Source organism: Streptomyces angustmyceticus (genome assembly GCF_040701845.1).
GTDB classification, from domain to species: Bacteria; Actinomycetota; Actinomycetes; order Streptomycetales; family Streptomycetaceae; genus Streptomyces; species Streptomyces angustmyceticus_A.
This window is the reverse complement of record NZ_JBFBHQ010000037.1, coordinates 1-14,772: the sequence shown is the minus strand read 5'-3', so window position 1 is coordinate 14,772 and position 14,772 is coordinate 1. Positions and strand designations below refer to the sequence as shown.

Sequence of the window (14,772 nt, the reverse complement as noted above, 5' to 3'; positions counted from 1 at the left end):
TGGCCCGATGCCTTCCGCCTGTTGTCCCAGCCGTCCCACCCGTCCTGTTCGTCCCGTTCTCCGCTCCTGTTCGCTCACTGCACCACTAGGTGGATACCGCCATGCCCGAAACAGCCGCATACGTCGATCCCCGGCGCTGGAAAGCGCTGATATTCATTGCCCTCGCCCAGCTGATGGTCGTCCTCGACGCGACCATCGTGAACATCGCGCTGCCCTCCGCGCAGCAGGACCTCGGTATCACCGACGCCAACCGGCAGTGGGTGATCACCGCCTACGCGCTGGCCTTCGGCGGGCTGCTGCTCTTCGGCGGGCGCGTCGCCGACCTGTGGGGACGCAAGCGGACCTTCATCATCGGCCTGACCGGGTTCGCGGTCGCCTCCGCCCTCGGCGGGGCCGCGGTCAACCAGGGGATGCTGCTGGGCGCGCGTGCGCTGCAGGGTGTCTTCGGTGCGCTGCTGGCGCCGGCCGCGCTGTCGCTGCTGGCCGTGACCTTCACCGAGGCCAAGGAGCGCGCCAAGGCGTTCGGCATCTTCGGTGCGATCGCCGGTGGTGGCGGCGCCGTGGGTCTGATCCTCGGTGGTGTGCTGACCGAGTACATGAACTGGCGCTGGACGTTCTTCGTCAACATTCCCTTCGCCGTGGTGGCCGCGACCGGCGCGTACCTGGTCATCCGTGAGCCCGCGGGCAGCCGCAACACCTCCCGGCTGGATGTCCCCGGCGTCATCCTGGCCACGCTGGGCCTGGTCTCGCTGGTCTACGGGTTCACCCGGGCCGAGTCCGACGGCTGGCTGGCCGGTTGGACGCTCGCGCTGTTCGCCGCGGCCGTCGTCCTGCTGCTGGCGTTCGTGCTGGTCGAGTCCAAGGTGAAGGCCCCGCTGCTGCCGCTGCGGGTGGTCGCGGAGCGGAACCGCGCCGGCATCTACGCGTCGCTGGGCCTGGCCGTGATCGGCATGTTCGGTCTCTTCCTCTTCCTGACCTACTACCTGCAGATCGTGAAGGGCTACACGCCGGTCACGACCGGTCTGGCGTTCCTGCCGATGATCGTCGGCATGATCACCGGCTCGACGCAGATCGGCGCCCGGCTGATGACCCGGGTCCGCCCGCGGCTGCTGATGGCGCCGGGCTTCACGGTCGCCGCGCTCGGCATGCTGGTGCTGACCCAGATCGACCTGGACACGTCCTACCCGGCGCTGATCCTGCCCGGCTTCCTGCTGATGGGTCTCGGTATGGGTACGGCCTTCATGCCGGCCATGTCGCTGGCCACGCACGGGGTGGAGCCGCGGGACGCCGGTGTCGCCTCCGCGATGGTCAACACCTCGCAGCAGGTCGGCGGCGCGATCGGTACGGCTCTGCTGAACACCATCGCGGCCAGTGCCACCACCGCGTACGCCACCTCGCATGCGGCCGGTGCGCGCTCGCTGGATCTGCTCAAGCTCCAGTCGATGGTGCACGGCTACACCACCGCCATCTGGTGGGCGGTCGGCATCCTGGCCCTGGCGGGCGTGATCGCCTTCACCTTCATCAACGCCGGGAACCCGGGCGGCGGCCGGCAGATGGCCTCGTCGGAGGACGGCGAGGGCGCGGCCCACGAGGACGAGGTGCACGTTCCGGTGATGGCGCACTGATCATGCGAGGGTGAGGCGGGGCCCGTGGGGCGGCGGAGCAGGGCGGCTGTACGGGGCGGCGGGCCGGCTGGGCCGCGTCGTCGGCCCGCCGCCCCCGCCGTTCTCTTACCGCATTCCTACCTGATGCATCAGCGGGCCCGCTCGTGAGCCCGCCCGCCTTCCCGCTGTCGCCGGCCTCCTCCGGCCCCGCTGATCCGTCAGCGGAGCCAGGGGAGGTCGGCGCCTTTCGGTTGCAGTCCCTCGACCATGACCTGGCAGATCTCGGCCAGTTGGGAGACCTGCTCCGGGGAGAGCCGGTCGAAGATCGCGGCGCGTACGGCGGCGACGTGACCGGGGGCCGCCTTCTCCAGGACCCGCATTCCCTCGTCCGTGAGGTGGGCGTTCTGGCCGCGCTTGTCGGAGGCGCAGTTCTCGCGCCGTACCCAGCCGTTCCGCTCCAGCCGTGCGATCGCGTGCGAGAGCCGGGAGCGGGTGATCTTGGCGTTCTGGGCGAGTTCGGTCATCCGCATCCGGCGCCGCGGAGCACGGGAGAGCTGGACGAGCAGGCCGTAGTAGACGTGCGGCATTCCGGCGTCCCGCTGCAGCTGGCGGTCGAGGTGATCCTCCAGGAGCGTGGTGGCGTGGAGGTAGCACTGCCAGGCGAATTGCTCCTCGTCGCTGAGCCAGCGCGGCTCTGCTGCGGGTTCGATGCTCATACCATCCACTCTCTCACCACTCGGAGAGTTGTTTAAGCTTGAATAACGTCGATCTGCCCCGGTTCTCGACGTTTGAACCGTTGAGGGGTTCGTCGTCCGCGGCGGTCGGATCGTCCCGCGCACCGACTACTGCCCAGTGTGCCGCCGCGAGGTTGCGTTGTCCGCAAGACCGGTGCGCGCTCTCCGGCATGGGGGCCGCGTCCCGACGGGGGCGACGGGGGCGGCCGAGGTGGCCGGGGCGGCTCTGCACGGTCGCGGAGGAGAATCCGGATGAGCCCGGATCCAGGGGTTGAAGCTGCCGCTGCGGCAGCTTCTACCGTCCTGAACGGGGCCGGAAACGCCGGCCCGGTGAAGCGACCGTGAGGGGGACGGCGATGGACTGGCCGATCGCGGAGGTCGCCCGGATGTCGGGCGTGACGGCCCGGACCCTGCGGCACTACGACGAGATCGGCTTGCTGCCGCCCGCCCGGATCGGGGCCAACGGCCACCGCTACTACGCGGAACACCAGCTCCTGCTGCTGCAGCAGATCCTCGTGCTGCGCGCGCTGGGCCTGGGGCTGCCGGAGATCGGCAGGGTCCTGGCGGACCAGGTCGACGAGGTGGCGGCCCTGCGCGGCCACCACCAGCGGCTTCTCGCCGAGCGGGACCGGATCGACGCGCTGGCCCGCACCGTCTCCCGCACGATCGCCGAACTGGAGCAGTCCAGGAAGGACGGCACCACCATGACGACCGTCAACCGACCGGAGAACCTGTTCGAGGGCGTGCGGCCCGCCCAGTACGAGGACAGCCTGCGGGACTTTCCCGGGCACGCCGAGGAGGTCGCCCGCAGGGTCGCCGGGATGACCCCGCAGGACGTCGAGGCCGGGCAGCGCGAGCGTACGGCGCAGATGATCCGGCTGGCCGAGCTCATGACCGCCGGCCACCCGGCCGGCGCCGAGCCCGTCCAGGCCGAGATCGACGCCCAGTACCGGGCCCTGACCGACCTGCGCGCCGTCTCCACCGAGGAGTACCGCGCGATGGGCCGCTCCTGCGTGGACAACGAGGCCTGGCGCGCCGCGTACGAGGCCATCGCGCCGGGCCTGGCCGCCTACCAGGGGGACGCCATCGAGGCGTACGCCGCCACCCGGCTCGGCTGACCCGGGACCGGCCGGTCACGGGGACCACCCGTCCCGAGCCTGCCGCAAAAAACGGCAATGCACCTCGCCCGGCGGCACGAGCGCCGGGCGAGGCGCATTGCCGTTTCCCGCTCGCCGCTCGCCGCTCGCCGCTCGCCCTGGTCCGGGCCGCCCGGCGCGCTCGTCACTCGTCCTCGTCGATCAGTGCGAGGGCGTTCAGGGCCGCCGACAGGGCGCGGGTGTCGCCGTCCTCGGAGGCGGCGGCCACGTCCAGCGCGGTGTCCGCGAACTTGATCGCATGCTCGTTGCCGTGGGCGACCGCCCGCTCGAAGACCTCTCCGGGCGTGGCCGAGGCGGCGTCCGGGGCCGGCCGCGGGGCGTCGGCGGCGTAGATCGCGGTGATCGCGGACGTCGCCGCCCAGGCCGCCGCGTACGAGCTCGCCCACAGGTCCCGGGGGAGGGCGGGCAGGGTGCGCAGCACCGCATTGGGCGCGGTGGCGGCGTGCACCAGCATGATGCCGTTCCCGTGGCCGTGGTCCGCGTAGTTGAGGGTGGCGGCGCGGACGAGCGCGGTCAGGCCCGCGCGTGCGGCCTCGGGATCCTCGGGAACGTACAAGGACTCGGTGGTGCTCAACCACGCGGGAGTGCCGGGGAGTTGCGCGTAGCCGTCCGCCGGCGTGACGCGCTGGTCGGCGATGCGGGGGAGGGCGGCCAGCGCCTCGGCCGGGGTGGCGCGGCCCGCGGGGCGTACGGCGGCGGGCAGGGGCAGATGGCGGGCGGCCCAGTAGCCGAGGGCATGGGCGAACTCCGCGACCCGCGCCGCGTCCTCACCGTCCGTCAGCAGGCTGCGCACGGCGTGGCCCACACGGATCGCCGGGTGGGTGGCGGCGCCGGCGATGCCGGGCAGCAGGCGCGGCCACCAGGTGGCAAGGAGCTCACGCCAGGGCCGCTCGGCGATCTGGTCGGTGAAGTACGCGGTCCAGTCGGTGACCCGGCTCGGATCGCCCAGCGCCGCCCGCCAGTTGTCCGGGGTGATCCGGGCACGGGCACGCGGTACGTCCTCCAGCTTGGCCGCGTAGGAGTCGAGCCAGCGGTGGACGGTGCGGGCCTGGCCGTTGCGGATCATGGCTTCCACGGCCATCGGCCCGTGATTGCTCAGAAAACCCCGGAACTCGGGGCCGGAGGCGTGCAGGCGCAGCAGGGCTTCGTCGAGTGTGCCGGTAGTGGGCTCCATGAAGTGGAGGCTAGGAGCGCGCGTCGGCACGCGTAACGGGCTTCCGGCCTACGCCGCCGACCGTCTTCCGGCTTACGCCGCCGGGCTTAAGGCGGCGGGCGGAGACCAGGGCCGATGGGGCGAAGGCCGGTCCGAGGCCGGTTCGGGAGCGGCCCGGGGCCGGTGACGGCGGCGCCTGCCTCGAACCGCCCCGAACCCGTCTCCCTACCCGACAGAAGGTGTCAGGTATTGCGGGGAGAGTGGCCGTCATGACGAGTGGGAGCACACGTGGCGGGAGCGTTGAGGGTTCCGAGGGCGGCGAGGGTGCCGCGCGCGGTGAGGGCGGTGCGGGCCGTGGTGGTGCCGGGGGCGAGGCGGTCGGCTGGTCGGTGGTCGAGGCGGAGGTGCCGGAGTTCGCCGGGCGGGTGCGGGAGCGGTTCACCGCGTACCGGCACCATGTGCTGGCGAGCCTCCGCAAGGACGGGGCGCCGCGGCTCACCGGCCTGGAGGCGGACTTCCGCCACGGGGAGCTGTGGCTGGGCATGATGGTCGGCTCGCGCAAGGCGCTCGACCTGCGGCGCGACCCCCGCTTCTCGCTGCACGCCAATCCGGGGCCGGGCGCCGATCTGTCCCGCGGTGACGTACGGGTGTCCGGGCGGGCCGTGGAGGTGACGGACCCCGCGGTGGTCGCGCGCTATGCCGCGGCCGTGGGGCCGCCGGAGCCGTTCCACCTCTTCCGGGCGGAGCTGACGGAGGCGGTGCGTACGTACTCCGCGGACGCGTACGTGGTGCTGGAGAGCTGGGCACCGGGGCGGCCGCTGCGCACCATCCGGCGGACGTCGGACGATCCGGCGCTCCGGGTGGAGTGAGGGGCCCGCGAACCTTTGGCCGAGTCTCCGTGGCTGCCGTTTGCGTGGTCGCCACGCCTGCGGCCCAGGCTCCGTGGGGCGCCTGCGCGGACGCCTCAGTGGGTGGCCACGGGGAGGCTGGGGCTGCGGGGGTGCTTGTGGTGGTGGGGGCGGTGACGGCCGTGCGGCTCGCGGACGCGGTGGGTGCGGAAGACGTAGAGGGAGGCGACGAACATCACGGCGCCCAAGGTGAGGCCGAAGGCGCACGACTTGAGGATGGATTCCCCGCCGAGGCTGTACACCCAGCCCATGGAGCAGCCGAACAGCGCGCCGTAGGCGAGTGCCCGGGTCTCGGTGAGCAGGGACGACTGGAAGTGGGCCACCACCAGCCCGAGCGCCCCGGAGATCACGAACGCGGCCAGCCCGTACAGCATGGCCGGACCGCCCTTGGTGCCGTCGGTGTGGGTGCGGAAGATGGTGAAGAGGCCGAAGGCGAGGGCCGTGATGAGCGGCAGGGCCACGGTCGCCGGGAGGTGCTTGGCCCGCTCCGCCAGGCCGGCCCGGCCGGCCGGCAGCGAGGTCCGCTGCGGGTCGCGGGAACGGGCGTCCGCCGTCGCGCCGTGTTCCCCGTCGACGGTGCCGTGTGAGCGGGCGGCCTTCGCACCGTGCCGCTGAGCGTGCTGGTCCATGACGGGCTCCTCTCGTTCGCCCCGCTGTCCCGCTGCCCCTCCTGTCCAGGCGACACCAGGGGGCCGTCGGCGGCAACCGGAACGGCGGGGGAGGGGAGAGTGCGGAGGGGTGCCGAGGCCGGTGGCGGCGGGGGCGGACGGCCAGGGCGGTGGGAAGCCGGGGCCGCAGGGAGCGCCTGGTGGCGGGACGGCGGCCCCTGCGGTGCGTCCCTGCGGCGCGGCCTCGACCCGGTTCCTCGGCCCGGTTCTCGACCCGGTTCCTCGGCCCGGTTCGCGGCCCGGGGTGGGCCTCAGCCGGGTCCGGAGGGAGCCCAGGTCCTCAGTCCAGATCCTTCTGGTACCAGGCCACGTCCCAGTAGCGGCCGAACTTGCGGCCCACCTCCGTGTACGTCCCGATGTGCCGGAAGCCGAAGCGGGTGTGCAGGCGGGTGGAGGCCTCGTTCGGCTGGGTGATCCCGGCGTACGCGCGGTGGACGTCCTCGTCGGCCAGTGCCCGGAACAGGGACGTGTAGAGCAGCGTGCCGATGCCGCGGCCGGCGGCGTGCGGGGCGCAGTAGACGGTGACCTCGACGGAGGGGGCGTAGGCGGCCTTGGGGCGGAACGCGCTGCTGGTCGCGTAGCCGAGCAGGGGACCTCCGGGGTGCCCGGCCCCGGACGAGGCCGTCACCCCGGTTGCCGTCGTCCCGGACGCCGCCGCCCCGGGGTGAGCCCCGCTCACCGGCCCGTTCTGCGGCTTTTTCGTCCGATCTGTCGCCTCCTGGGCAACCAGAAGGCGGTGCGGTCCGTCTTGGGGGTGGGAGAGCAGCCACGGGCGGCGCTGGTCCGGGGTGAAGGGCTTCAGGTCGAAGGTGATGCATGTCTCACGGATGTAGTGGTTGTAAAGATCCGTGAGGGCCGGAAGGTCGGCCTCCGTGCCCGCCCTGACCTGCACTTCCCCCTGCTCACGCAGCATGTGTCCTCCCTAGGTGGGCGCGCAGGGTACTGCATGATCAGAAAAATAGCGGGGCGGCGTGGGAATTCTGTCCGGATTCCAGCCGTTGTTTCCTTCGGACGGGTCGCTCGGTGAGCATCGGGTGCGATGCCCCTTCCGATCCGCCCATCGTCCCGCGACCGACTCATCGCAAAGGGAGCACACGCATGGCAACCCGTGCCGTCGCCCGACGTCAGGAAAGCAGCAGCGGTTCTGACGGGGCCAACAGTGTTCGCGCCGTAGGCGGGGAGATCGCCGACCGCGACCTGGTCGGCATGTACCTCGACGAGATCGCGCGTACGCCACTGCTCGACGCCGCCAAGGAGGTCGAGCTGTCGCAGACCATCGAAGCGGGCGTCTACGCCCAGCAGATCCTGGACGGCGAGGTGACCGACGGCAACGCCGCGGGCGCCGGGCGCGAGGAGCTCGAAGCGCTGGTCGAGGAGAGTGCGAAGGCCAAGGACATCTTCATCCGCTCCAACCTCCGCCTGGTCGTGGCGGTCGCCCGCCGCTACCCACGCGCCGGACTCCCCCTGCTGGACCTGATCCAGGAGGGCAACGCCGGTCTGGTGCGTGCCGTGGAGAAGTTCGACTACGCCAAGGGCTTCAAGTTCTCGACGTACGCGACGTGGTGGATCCGCCAGGCCATCACCCGCTCCATCGCCGACCAGTCGCGCACCATCCGGCTGCCCGTGCACCTCGTCGAGGAGCTGGGCCGGATCCGGCGGGTGCAGCGCGAGTTCAACCGCGAGAACGGCCGTGACCCGGAGCCGGCGGAGGTCGCCGGCGAGCTGGGCTCCACGCCCGCGCGCGTCACCGACGTCCTCGACTGGGCGCGCGACCCGGTCAGCCTCAACATGTCGGTGGACGACGACGGCGACACCCAGTTCGGCGACCTGCTGGAGGACACCTCCGCCGCCTCGCCCGAGCAGTCCGTGCTCTCGCTGCTGCGCAGCGAGGAGCTGGAGGACCTGATCGACCGCCTCGACCACCGCACCGCCTCGATCATCAAGGCGCGCTACGGCATCGAGGACGGCCGTGAGCGCACGCTGACCGAGGTCGGCAAGCAGCACGGTCTGACCCGCGAGCGGATCCGGCAGATAGAGAAGCACGCCCTGCTGGAGCTGAAGCGGATGGCGCGTGACACGGGATTCGACGCGGCCGCTTGACGGGTGCGCGCCCCGTCGCGCGCCCGAGCCCCCGCCCATGGCGAGACCTGTGTCCGTAGCGGACGAGCCCCGGTGCCCTTCGCGGCAGCGGGGCTCCGCTGTGTCCGGGCCGGGGCCGGGGTCGGGGTCGCGGGGTCAGGGGCGGTCCGGGGTGTGTCCGGCCTTTCCCCGACGGGGTCCGGCCTGCCTCCTGACCGCGCCCGGCCCGCTCGCCGGCGGCGCCCGGCCTGCCTCCTGACCGCGTCCGGCCGGCCTCCCGGCGGCGCCCGGCCCGTTCCTGGAGACGTGTGCGCCACGGACCCCTGTCGGTCTCCCTGCGGCTCCACGTCTGCCTGTGCATGTCTGTTTGAGTCCGAGTGGAGTCCGTTTGTGTTTACTCCGCGGGAATCCCGGCGTAGTATCGCGGTGAAACCACAGGTTCGGGCATGAGAACGGACACAGACGCAGATGTATGCACCGGAGCGCCAGCAGGAGATTCTGCGGCTCGCCCGTGAAGGCGGGCGGGTCGATGTGCTGTCCCTGGCGGAGGAGTTCCAGGTCACCGCCGAGACCGTACGGCGCGACCTGAAGGCGCTGGACCGGGCCGGCCTGGTGCGCCGGGTGCACGGCGGGGCCATTCCGGCCGGCCGCCTGGACTTCGAGCCCGACCTCGCGGAGCGGGACGCCGTCGCCGCCGACGAGAAGCAGCGCATCGCGCGGGCCGCACTCGCCGAGCTCCCCGGCGGCGAAGGCTCCGGCTCCGGGAGCGTCATCCTGGACGCGGGGACGACGGCCGTCCGGCTCGCCGCCGAGATCCCGCTGGAAGCCGAGCTGACCGTCGTCACCCACGGCCTGCCGGTCGCCGCACGGCTGGCCGACCACCCCGGGCTCACCCTCCACCTCGTCGGCGGCCGCATCCGGCGCCGTACCCGGGCCGCGGTCGACGACTGGGCGCTGCGCGCCTACCGCGAGATCAACGCCGATGTGCTGTTCCTCGCGACCAACGGCTTCTCGCTCGACGGCGGCCTGACCACCCCCGACCTCGCGGAGGCCGCCGTCAAGCGGGCACTGATCGCCGCCGCCCGCCGGGTCGTCCTCCTCGCCGACTCCGCCAAGTTCGGGCAGCAGCACTTCGCCCGTTTCGGCGAGCTGTCGGACGTGGACCTGCTCATCACCGACACCGGACTGAGCCCCGACGACGCCCTCGCCCTCGAACGCGCGGGCACGGAAGTGGTACGTGCATGATCCTCACCGTCACCCCCAACCCCAGCCTGGACCGGACGTACGAGATCCCGGCGCTGGACCGCGGGGCCGTGCTCCGGGCCACCGCCGACCGGATCGACCCCGGCGGCAAGGGCGTCAACGTCTCGCGGGCGGTGGCCGCCGCCGGACACCGCACCCTGGCGGTACTGCCCCTGGGCGGTCCGGCCGGCGCGGCGCTGGCCGGACTGCTGGGTGCCGAGGGCATCGAGGTGGCGGAGGTGGCGGTGGCCGGCCAGACCCGCTCCAACATCTCGGTCGCCGAACCCGACGGCACCCTGACGAAGATCAACGCGACCGGGCCCGAGCTGACCGCCGACGAGTCGGAGGCGCTGCTCGGCACGGTCGGCGAGCGTTCCGCGGGGGCCGACTGGATCGCCTGCTGCGGCAGCCTGCCGCGCGGCCTGGCGCCCGAGTGGTACGCGGAGCTGGTGGCCCGCGCCCACCGCGCCGGCGCCCGGATCGCCCTGGACACCTCGGGCCCGTCGCTGACCGCGGCGCTGCGCGAACGCCCCGACGTCGTCAAGCCGAACGCCGAGGAGCTGGCGCAGGCCGTCGGCCGCCCGCTCACGACCCTCGGCGACGCGGTCAAGGCCGCCGAGCAACTGCGCGCGGGGGGAGCCCGCGCCGTCCTGGCCTCCCTGGGGGCGGACGGCCAGCTCCTGGTCGACGACGAGGGCGCCTACTTCGGCAGCGCCCCGGTCGCCGCCGTCCGCAGCAATGTCGGCGCGGGCGACGCCTCACTCGCGGGCTTCCTCACCGCGGGAGGGACGGGGCCGATGGCCCTGGCCGCCGCCCTGGCCCATGGCGCGGCCGCCGTCCAACTGCCCGGCAGCCAGATGCCGACCCCCGCCGATCTGGAGACCTCGGCCGTGACGACCACCGACGCGGTGCCGCTCGACCGCGTCCTGACGGAGCCGGTGTCATGAGGGCCGCGGGGAGACCGGGTGGGGCGGCGGCCGGTCCGGTGACTGCCGTTCCCGGCCGGGTGACTGCCGTTCCCGGCCGGGTGTCTGCCGTTCCCGGCCGGGTGACGGCTGCCGTCGGCCCGGCGCCTGCCGCTGCCGGCCGGCGGACTGCCGTGTACGCGGCCGGAGTTCCGAGCCGGTGCCGCGAGCCCGGCCCGTCCGCCGCCGCGGCCTCCTGGTCCCACGCCCCGGTCCGGTCCTCTGCGGTCTCCCGGCCCCTCCTGCCTCCTGGGCCCCCGCGACCTCTCTCCTGGTCCCCCGCCACCCCTGGATCCCGCCCTCCGGCCGTCGCCGGGAGGCGCTTTCGCCACCCCCCGTTCCGTCCCCACCGCCCCCGTGGCGGTACCGCGCGCAAGGGAGCCCGCGATGAGTGAGCTGATCACCGCGGAACTGGTCGACCTCGACCTGTCCGCAGAAACGAAGGACGCCGCCGCACGGTCCCTGGCCGAGCGGATGGCCGCCCACGGTCGGGTCACCGACCTGGAGGGCTTCCTCGCGGACGTGGCCGCACGGGAGGCCCAGATGCCGACCGGCCTGGACGGGGGAATCGGCATCCCGCACTGCCGCAGCGCGCATGTCACGGAGCCGACGCTGGCCTTCGGACGCAGCGCCTCCGGTATCGACTTCGGGGCGCCGGACGGCCCGGCCGACCTGATCTTCCTGATCGCGGCCCCGGCGGGCGGCGACGCCGACCACCTGTCGATCCTCTCGACCCTCGCCCGGCACCTGATGGACGAGTCCTTCACCGGCGCGCTGCGGTCCGCCACCGAGGCCGAGCGCACGGCGGCACTGATCCGCGGGGACGCGCCCACGGAGGAGCCCCCGGCCGGAGAGCCGCCAACGGACGCGCCCGCGGCGGAACCGGCGCCCGCGGCGGAACCGGCGCCCGCGGCGGAACCGGCGCCCGCGGCGGCACCAGCCACCCAGCCGGAGCCCGCCGCTGCCGCGGAGCCCGCCCCCGAGCCGGAGCCCGCTGCTGCCGAGGCCCCCTCCGCCCCCGCCCCCTTCCGTATCGTCGCCATCACCTCCTGCCCCACCGGCATCGCGCACACCTACATGGCCGCCGAGTCGCTGGAGAAGGCCGGGCAGGCCGCCGGTGTCGAGGTGTTCGTCGAGACCCAGGGCTCGGCGGGGTTCAAGCGGCTCGATCCGCGGCTCGTCGCGGACGCGGACGGCGTGATCTTCGCGCATGACGTCGAGGTCCGGGAGAAGGAGCGGTTCGCCGGGAAGCCGACCGTCGACGTCGGGGTGAAGGCGGGCATCAACCGCCCCGCCGAACTCATCGCCGAGGTGCGGCAGAAGGCCGCTCGCGGCGAGACGGCCGTCCCCGCGCGCGCCGCCGCGCCCATGGACAAGGACGCCGCCACGGGCGACGGCTTCGCCACCCGCCTGCGCAAGTGGCTGATGACCGGCGTCAGCTACATGGTCCCGTTCGTCGCCGCGGGCGGCCTGCTCATCGCGCTCGCCTTCGCCCTCGGCGGCTACACGATCAACAAGGCGCCGTCCGTCGCCGACCACTTCCTGTGGACCGAGTCCACGAGCTGGGCGGCCCTGCTCTTCCAGGTCGGCAACGTCGCGTTCGGCTTCCTCGTCCCGGTGCTGGCGGGCTTCATCGCGTACGGCATGGCGGACCGGCCCGGCCTGGTGCCCGGCTTCGTCGGCGGCGCCATCGCGCTGACCATCAACGCGGGCTTCCTCGGCGGTCTGATCGCCGGACTGATCGCGGGTGCGGTGGTGATGGCGATTCAGCGGGTCGCCGTCCCGGCGGTGCTGCGCGGCATCATGCCGGTCGTGGTCATCCCGTTGATCTCCTCGGCGGTCGTCGGCTTCCTGATGTTCCTCGTGATCGGCAAGCCGATCGCCGCGCTGCAGAAGGGCCTGACCGACTGGCTGTCCGGCCTCACCGGCGCCAACGCGATCATCCTGGGCGTGATACTCGGCCTGATGATGTGCTTCGACCTGGGCGGCCCGCTGAACAAGGTCGCCTACGCCTTCGCGGTCGGCGGCCTCGCCAACCCCAACGAGGGCAGCCTGAAGGTCATGGCCGCGGTGATGGCGGCCGGCATGGTGCCGCCGCTGGCGATGGCCCTGGCCACGACTGTCCGCGGGCGGCTCTTCACCAAGGCCGAGCGGGAGAACGGCAAGGCGGCCTGGGTCCTCGGCGCCTCCTTCATCACCGAGGGCGCGATCCCCTTCGCCGCCGCCGACCCGCTGCGCGTCATCCCCGCCGCGATGGCCGGCGGGGCGGTCACCGGAGCGCTGTCGATGGCCTTCGGCTGCACCCTGCGCGCCCCGCACGGCGGCATCTTCGTCGTCCCGCTGATCGGCCAGCCGTTCGTCTACCTGCTCGCCATCGCCGCGGGGACGGGTGTCAGCGCGGCCCTGGTGATCCTCCTCAAGGGTCTCCGTTCGCCGCGGGGGACCGGCGCGGCGGACGCGCCGGCCGACGGCGGCGCCGAGGTGAAGGCCGCCGCCTGAGACGAAGGCCGCCGCCTGAGGCGTAGGCGGCGGCCTGATCCGCGCGGCCGCTGCCCGGCCGTCCCGAGGCCCCCACCGGACACCCGGCGGGGGCCTCGGCGCATGTGCCGACCTCCCTCTGCCCGCCCGCCGAACGCGCGCTGACGGGGCGTAAGGCGTGGTTACCGGTGCGTTAGCAGACCTTTAGCGACCGCGACGAGAGTCAGGGGTGCCAGGCCGACGGGTCCGCTCACCGCCCGCTCACTCATCCGCTCACCAGTCGGGGGACTCCTCATGTCGCTCTCCACCACCACCCTGCGCCGCGGGCGCCGGGTCGCCGCCGCCTCCCTCGTCGCGGCCGCGGCGCTGTCGCTGACCGCCTGCCGGCACGGGGACGACAAGGCGTCGGCCGTGCCCTCCGCGTCGAGCGGCCAGGACGCGTCCGGTGGTTCGACGGCGGAGAGCGCCGCGTCCGGCGGCCCCTCGGCGGGCGGGCAGGCGGGCGGCGACTCCGCGACCGGGACGGACAAGGGCGCCCCCGGGAGGGGCACGGCCGGCGGCCAGGGTGCCGCGACGGGTGGTTCCGCCGGGCAGGGCGATGCCCCGGCCGGCCTCAAGGGCGTCAGCGGCAGTTGGGTCGGCAAGCTGAAGTGGCTCACCGAGGACAAGCTCTCGGTGGCCCCGGATTACGGCCCGGAGCAGGCGTTCTACATCGCCGGCAGCACCAGGGCGCTCGGCGCGGCGGCGCTCTGCGAGGCCCCCGACGGCCGCGTCCACACGGACGGCCCCGGCTACGGCACCACCGCGTGCACCCTTGGCGACCTGCGCAAGGCGGCCAGGATGGGCACCGTCGACGTCCGGGTGACCGTGCAGGGCGGCGTCGCCGCGAAGATCGCCGAGCGCTACCACCCGTAGGTCCGTACGACCCCCGAGAAACGTTCAGCGGCCGCCGGAGCTCCGGCGGCCGCTGCCTGCGTGCAGGTGCGGCAACCGACGGCGTTCGGGCGTCCGCAGGGCCTGCGGACGCCCGGCCCTGCGGCCGCCCGGCACTGCGGAGGCCCGGCCCCTGCGGAAGGCCGCCCGGCGCCGCCCGACTCCTCCGGCCGAAACAGCGGTGGCCGGCCTCCGGACAAAACGGCGGTGGCCGGCCCCCTCCCGGGGACCGGCCACCGCCGTTCGCGTGCAGGCTCAGCGGCCGCAGTCCGTCAGACCGCGCTGCCCGCCTTCCAGTCGGACCAGGACAGGTTCCAGCCGTTGAGGCCGTTGTCGGGCTGGACGGTCTTGTCGTGCGAGTTCTTCACGATGACGACATCGCCGACCAGCGACTCGTTGTAGAACCACTTGGCCGGGGTGTCGCCACCGCCACCCTTGTTGTCCCGCAGGCCGACGCAGCCGTGGCTGGTGCCGGAGTTGCCGAAGATCGACGGGCTGCCCCAGTAGTTGCCGTGGAGGAAGGTGCCCGACGACGACAGACGCATGGCGTGCGGCACGTCCTTGATGTCGTACTCACCGCCGAAGCCGACGGTCGAGCCGTCCATCCGGGTCTGCTCGAACTTCTCCGAGATGACCATCTGGCCGTTGTAGGTCGGGTGCTCGGGGCTGCCGCCGGAGATCGGGATGGACTTGTAGGTCTTGCCGTCCCGCTTGACCGTCATGGTCTGGGTGTTCATGTCGACGGTGGAGACCTGGGAGCGGCCGATGGTGAAGGAGACCGTCTTGGACTGGACGCCGGTGATGCCCTGGCCGCCCTTCACGCCGTCCAGGTCGATCTTCATGGTGATCTT

Annotated in this window: 13 protein-coding genes; 8 read left to right on the top strand and 5 right to left on the bottom strand. The window is 73.1% G+C overall.

Annotated elements, in window-relative coordinates:
• Positions 1 to 101: 101 nt before the first annotated feature.
• Positions 102 to 1,625: an MFS transporter gene (locus tag AB0411_RS36075; RefSeq protein ID WP_366421461.1), complete on the top strand. Its 1,524-nt coding sequence runs from the start codon at positions 102 to 104 to the stop codon at positions 1,623 to 1,625.
• A 197-nt stretch (positions 1,626 to 1,822) separates the two neighbouring features.
• On the opposite strand, the gene AB0411_RS36070 is transcribed toward AB0411_RS36075, so the two are convergent.
• Positions 1,823 to 2,320: a MarR family winged helix-turn-helix transcriptional regulator gene (locus AB0411_RS36070; protein ID WP_366421460.1), complete on the bottom strand. Its 498-nt coding sequence runs from the start codon at positions 2,318 to 2,320 to the stop codon at positions 1,823 to 1,825.
• Between the two features lie 374 nt (positions 2,321 to 2,694).
• On the opposite strand from AB0411_RS36070, the gene AB0411_RS36065 reads away from it, so the two are divergent.
• Entirely contained in the window at positions 2,695 to 3,456 is a 762-nt protein-coding gene (locus tag AB0411_RS36065; protein WP_366421459.1) for a MerR family transcriptional regulator, read from the top strand.
• Between the two features lie 163 nt (positions 3,457 to 3,619).
• On the opposite strand, the gene AB0411_RS36060 is transcribed toward AB0411_RS36065, so the two are convergent.
• Positions 3,620 to 4,669, bottom strand: a complete 1,050-nt coding sequence (locus AB0411_RS36060; RefSeq protein WP_366421458.1) for a questin oxidase family protein — start codon at positions 4,667 to 4,669, stop codon at positions 3,620 to 3,622.
• Between the two features lie 248 nt (positions 4,670 to 4,917).
• Here AB0411_RS36060 and AB0411_RS36055 point away from each other — a divergent pair, with 248 nt between their 5' ends.
• Entirely contained in the window at positions 4,918 to 5,517 is a 600-nt protein-coding gene (locus AB0411_RS36055; protein WP_366421457.1) for a pyridoxamine 5'-phosphate oxidase family protein, read from the top strand.
• A gap of 95 nt (positions 5,518 to 5,612) precedes the next feature.
• Here the strand turns inward: AB0411_RS36055 and AB0411_RS36050 are convergent, their stop codons facing one another.
• Positions 5,613 to 6,185, bottom strand: coding sequence for a hypothetical protein (locus tag AB0411_RS36050; RefSeq protein WP_366421456.1), 573 nt, complete (start codon positions 6,183 to 6,185; stop codon positions 5,613 to 5,615).
• Between the two features lie 319 nt (positions 6,186 to 6,504).
• Positions 6,505 to 7,137, bottom strand: coding sequence for a GNAT family N-acetyltransferase (locus tag AB0411_RS36045; protein WP_366421455.1), 633 nt, complete (start codon positions 7,135 to 7,137; stop codon positions 6,505 to 6,507).
• Between the two features lie 185 nt (positions 7,138 to 7,322).
• Between AB0411_RS36045 and AB0411_RS36040 the strand changes: the two genes are divergently transcribed.
• From AB0411_RS36040 to AB0411_RS36020, 5 genes are all read left to right on the top strand, one after another.
• Positions 7,323 to 8,324: a sigma-70 family RNA polymerase sigma factor gene (locus AB0411_RS36040; RefSeq protein ID WP_086716255.1), complete on the top strand. Its 1,002-nt coding sequence runs from the start codon at positions 7,323 to 7,325 to the stop codon at positions 8,322 to 8,324.
• A 447-nt stretch (positions 8,325 to 8,771) separates the two neighbouring features.
• Positions 8,772 to 9,548, top strand: coding sequence for a DeoR/GlpR family DNA-binding transcription regulator (locus AB0411_RS36035; protein WP_366421454.1), 777 nt, complete (start codon positions 8,772 to 8,774; stop codon positions 9,546 to 9,548).
• Positions 9,545 to 10,492, top strand: a complete 948-nt coding sequence (gene pfkB / locus AB0411_RS36030; RefSeq protein ID WP_366421453.1) for a 1-phosphofructokinase — start codon at positions 9,545 to 9,547, stop codon at positions 10,490 to 10,492. Before AB0411_RS36035 ends, pfkB begins: the two co-directional genes overlap by 4 nt.
• Positions 10,493 to 10,897: 405 nt before the next feature.
• Positions 10,898 to 13,009: a PTS fructose transporter subunit IIABC gene (locus tag AB0411_RS36025; RefSeq protein WP_366421452.1), complete on the top strand. Its 2,112-nt coding sequence runs from the start codon at positions 10,898 to 10,900 to the stop codon at positions 13,007 to 13,009.
• A gap of 273 nt (positions 13,010 to 13,282) precedes the next feature.
• Positions 13,283 to 13,903 carry a hypothetical protein gene (locus AB0411_RS36020; RefSeq protein ID WP_366421451.1) on the top strand — a complete coding sequence of 207 codons (621 nt, stop codon included), beginning with the start codon at positions 13,283 to 13,285 and terminating at the stop codon, positions 13,901 to 13,903.
• Between the two features lie 290 nt (positions 13,904 to 14,193).
• Here the strand turns inward: AB0411_RS36020 and AB0411_RS36015 are convergent.
• A partial coding sequence (locus AB0411_RS36015; RefSeq protein WP_366421450.1) for a L,D-transpeptidase occupies positions 14,194 to 14,772 on the bottom strand: 579 nt, incomplete at its 5' end.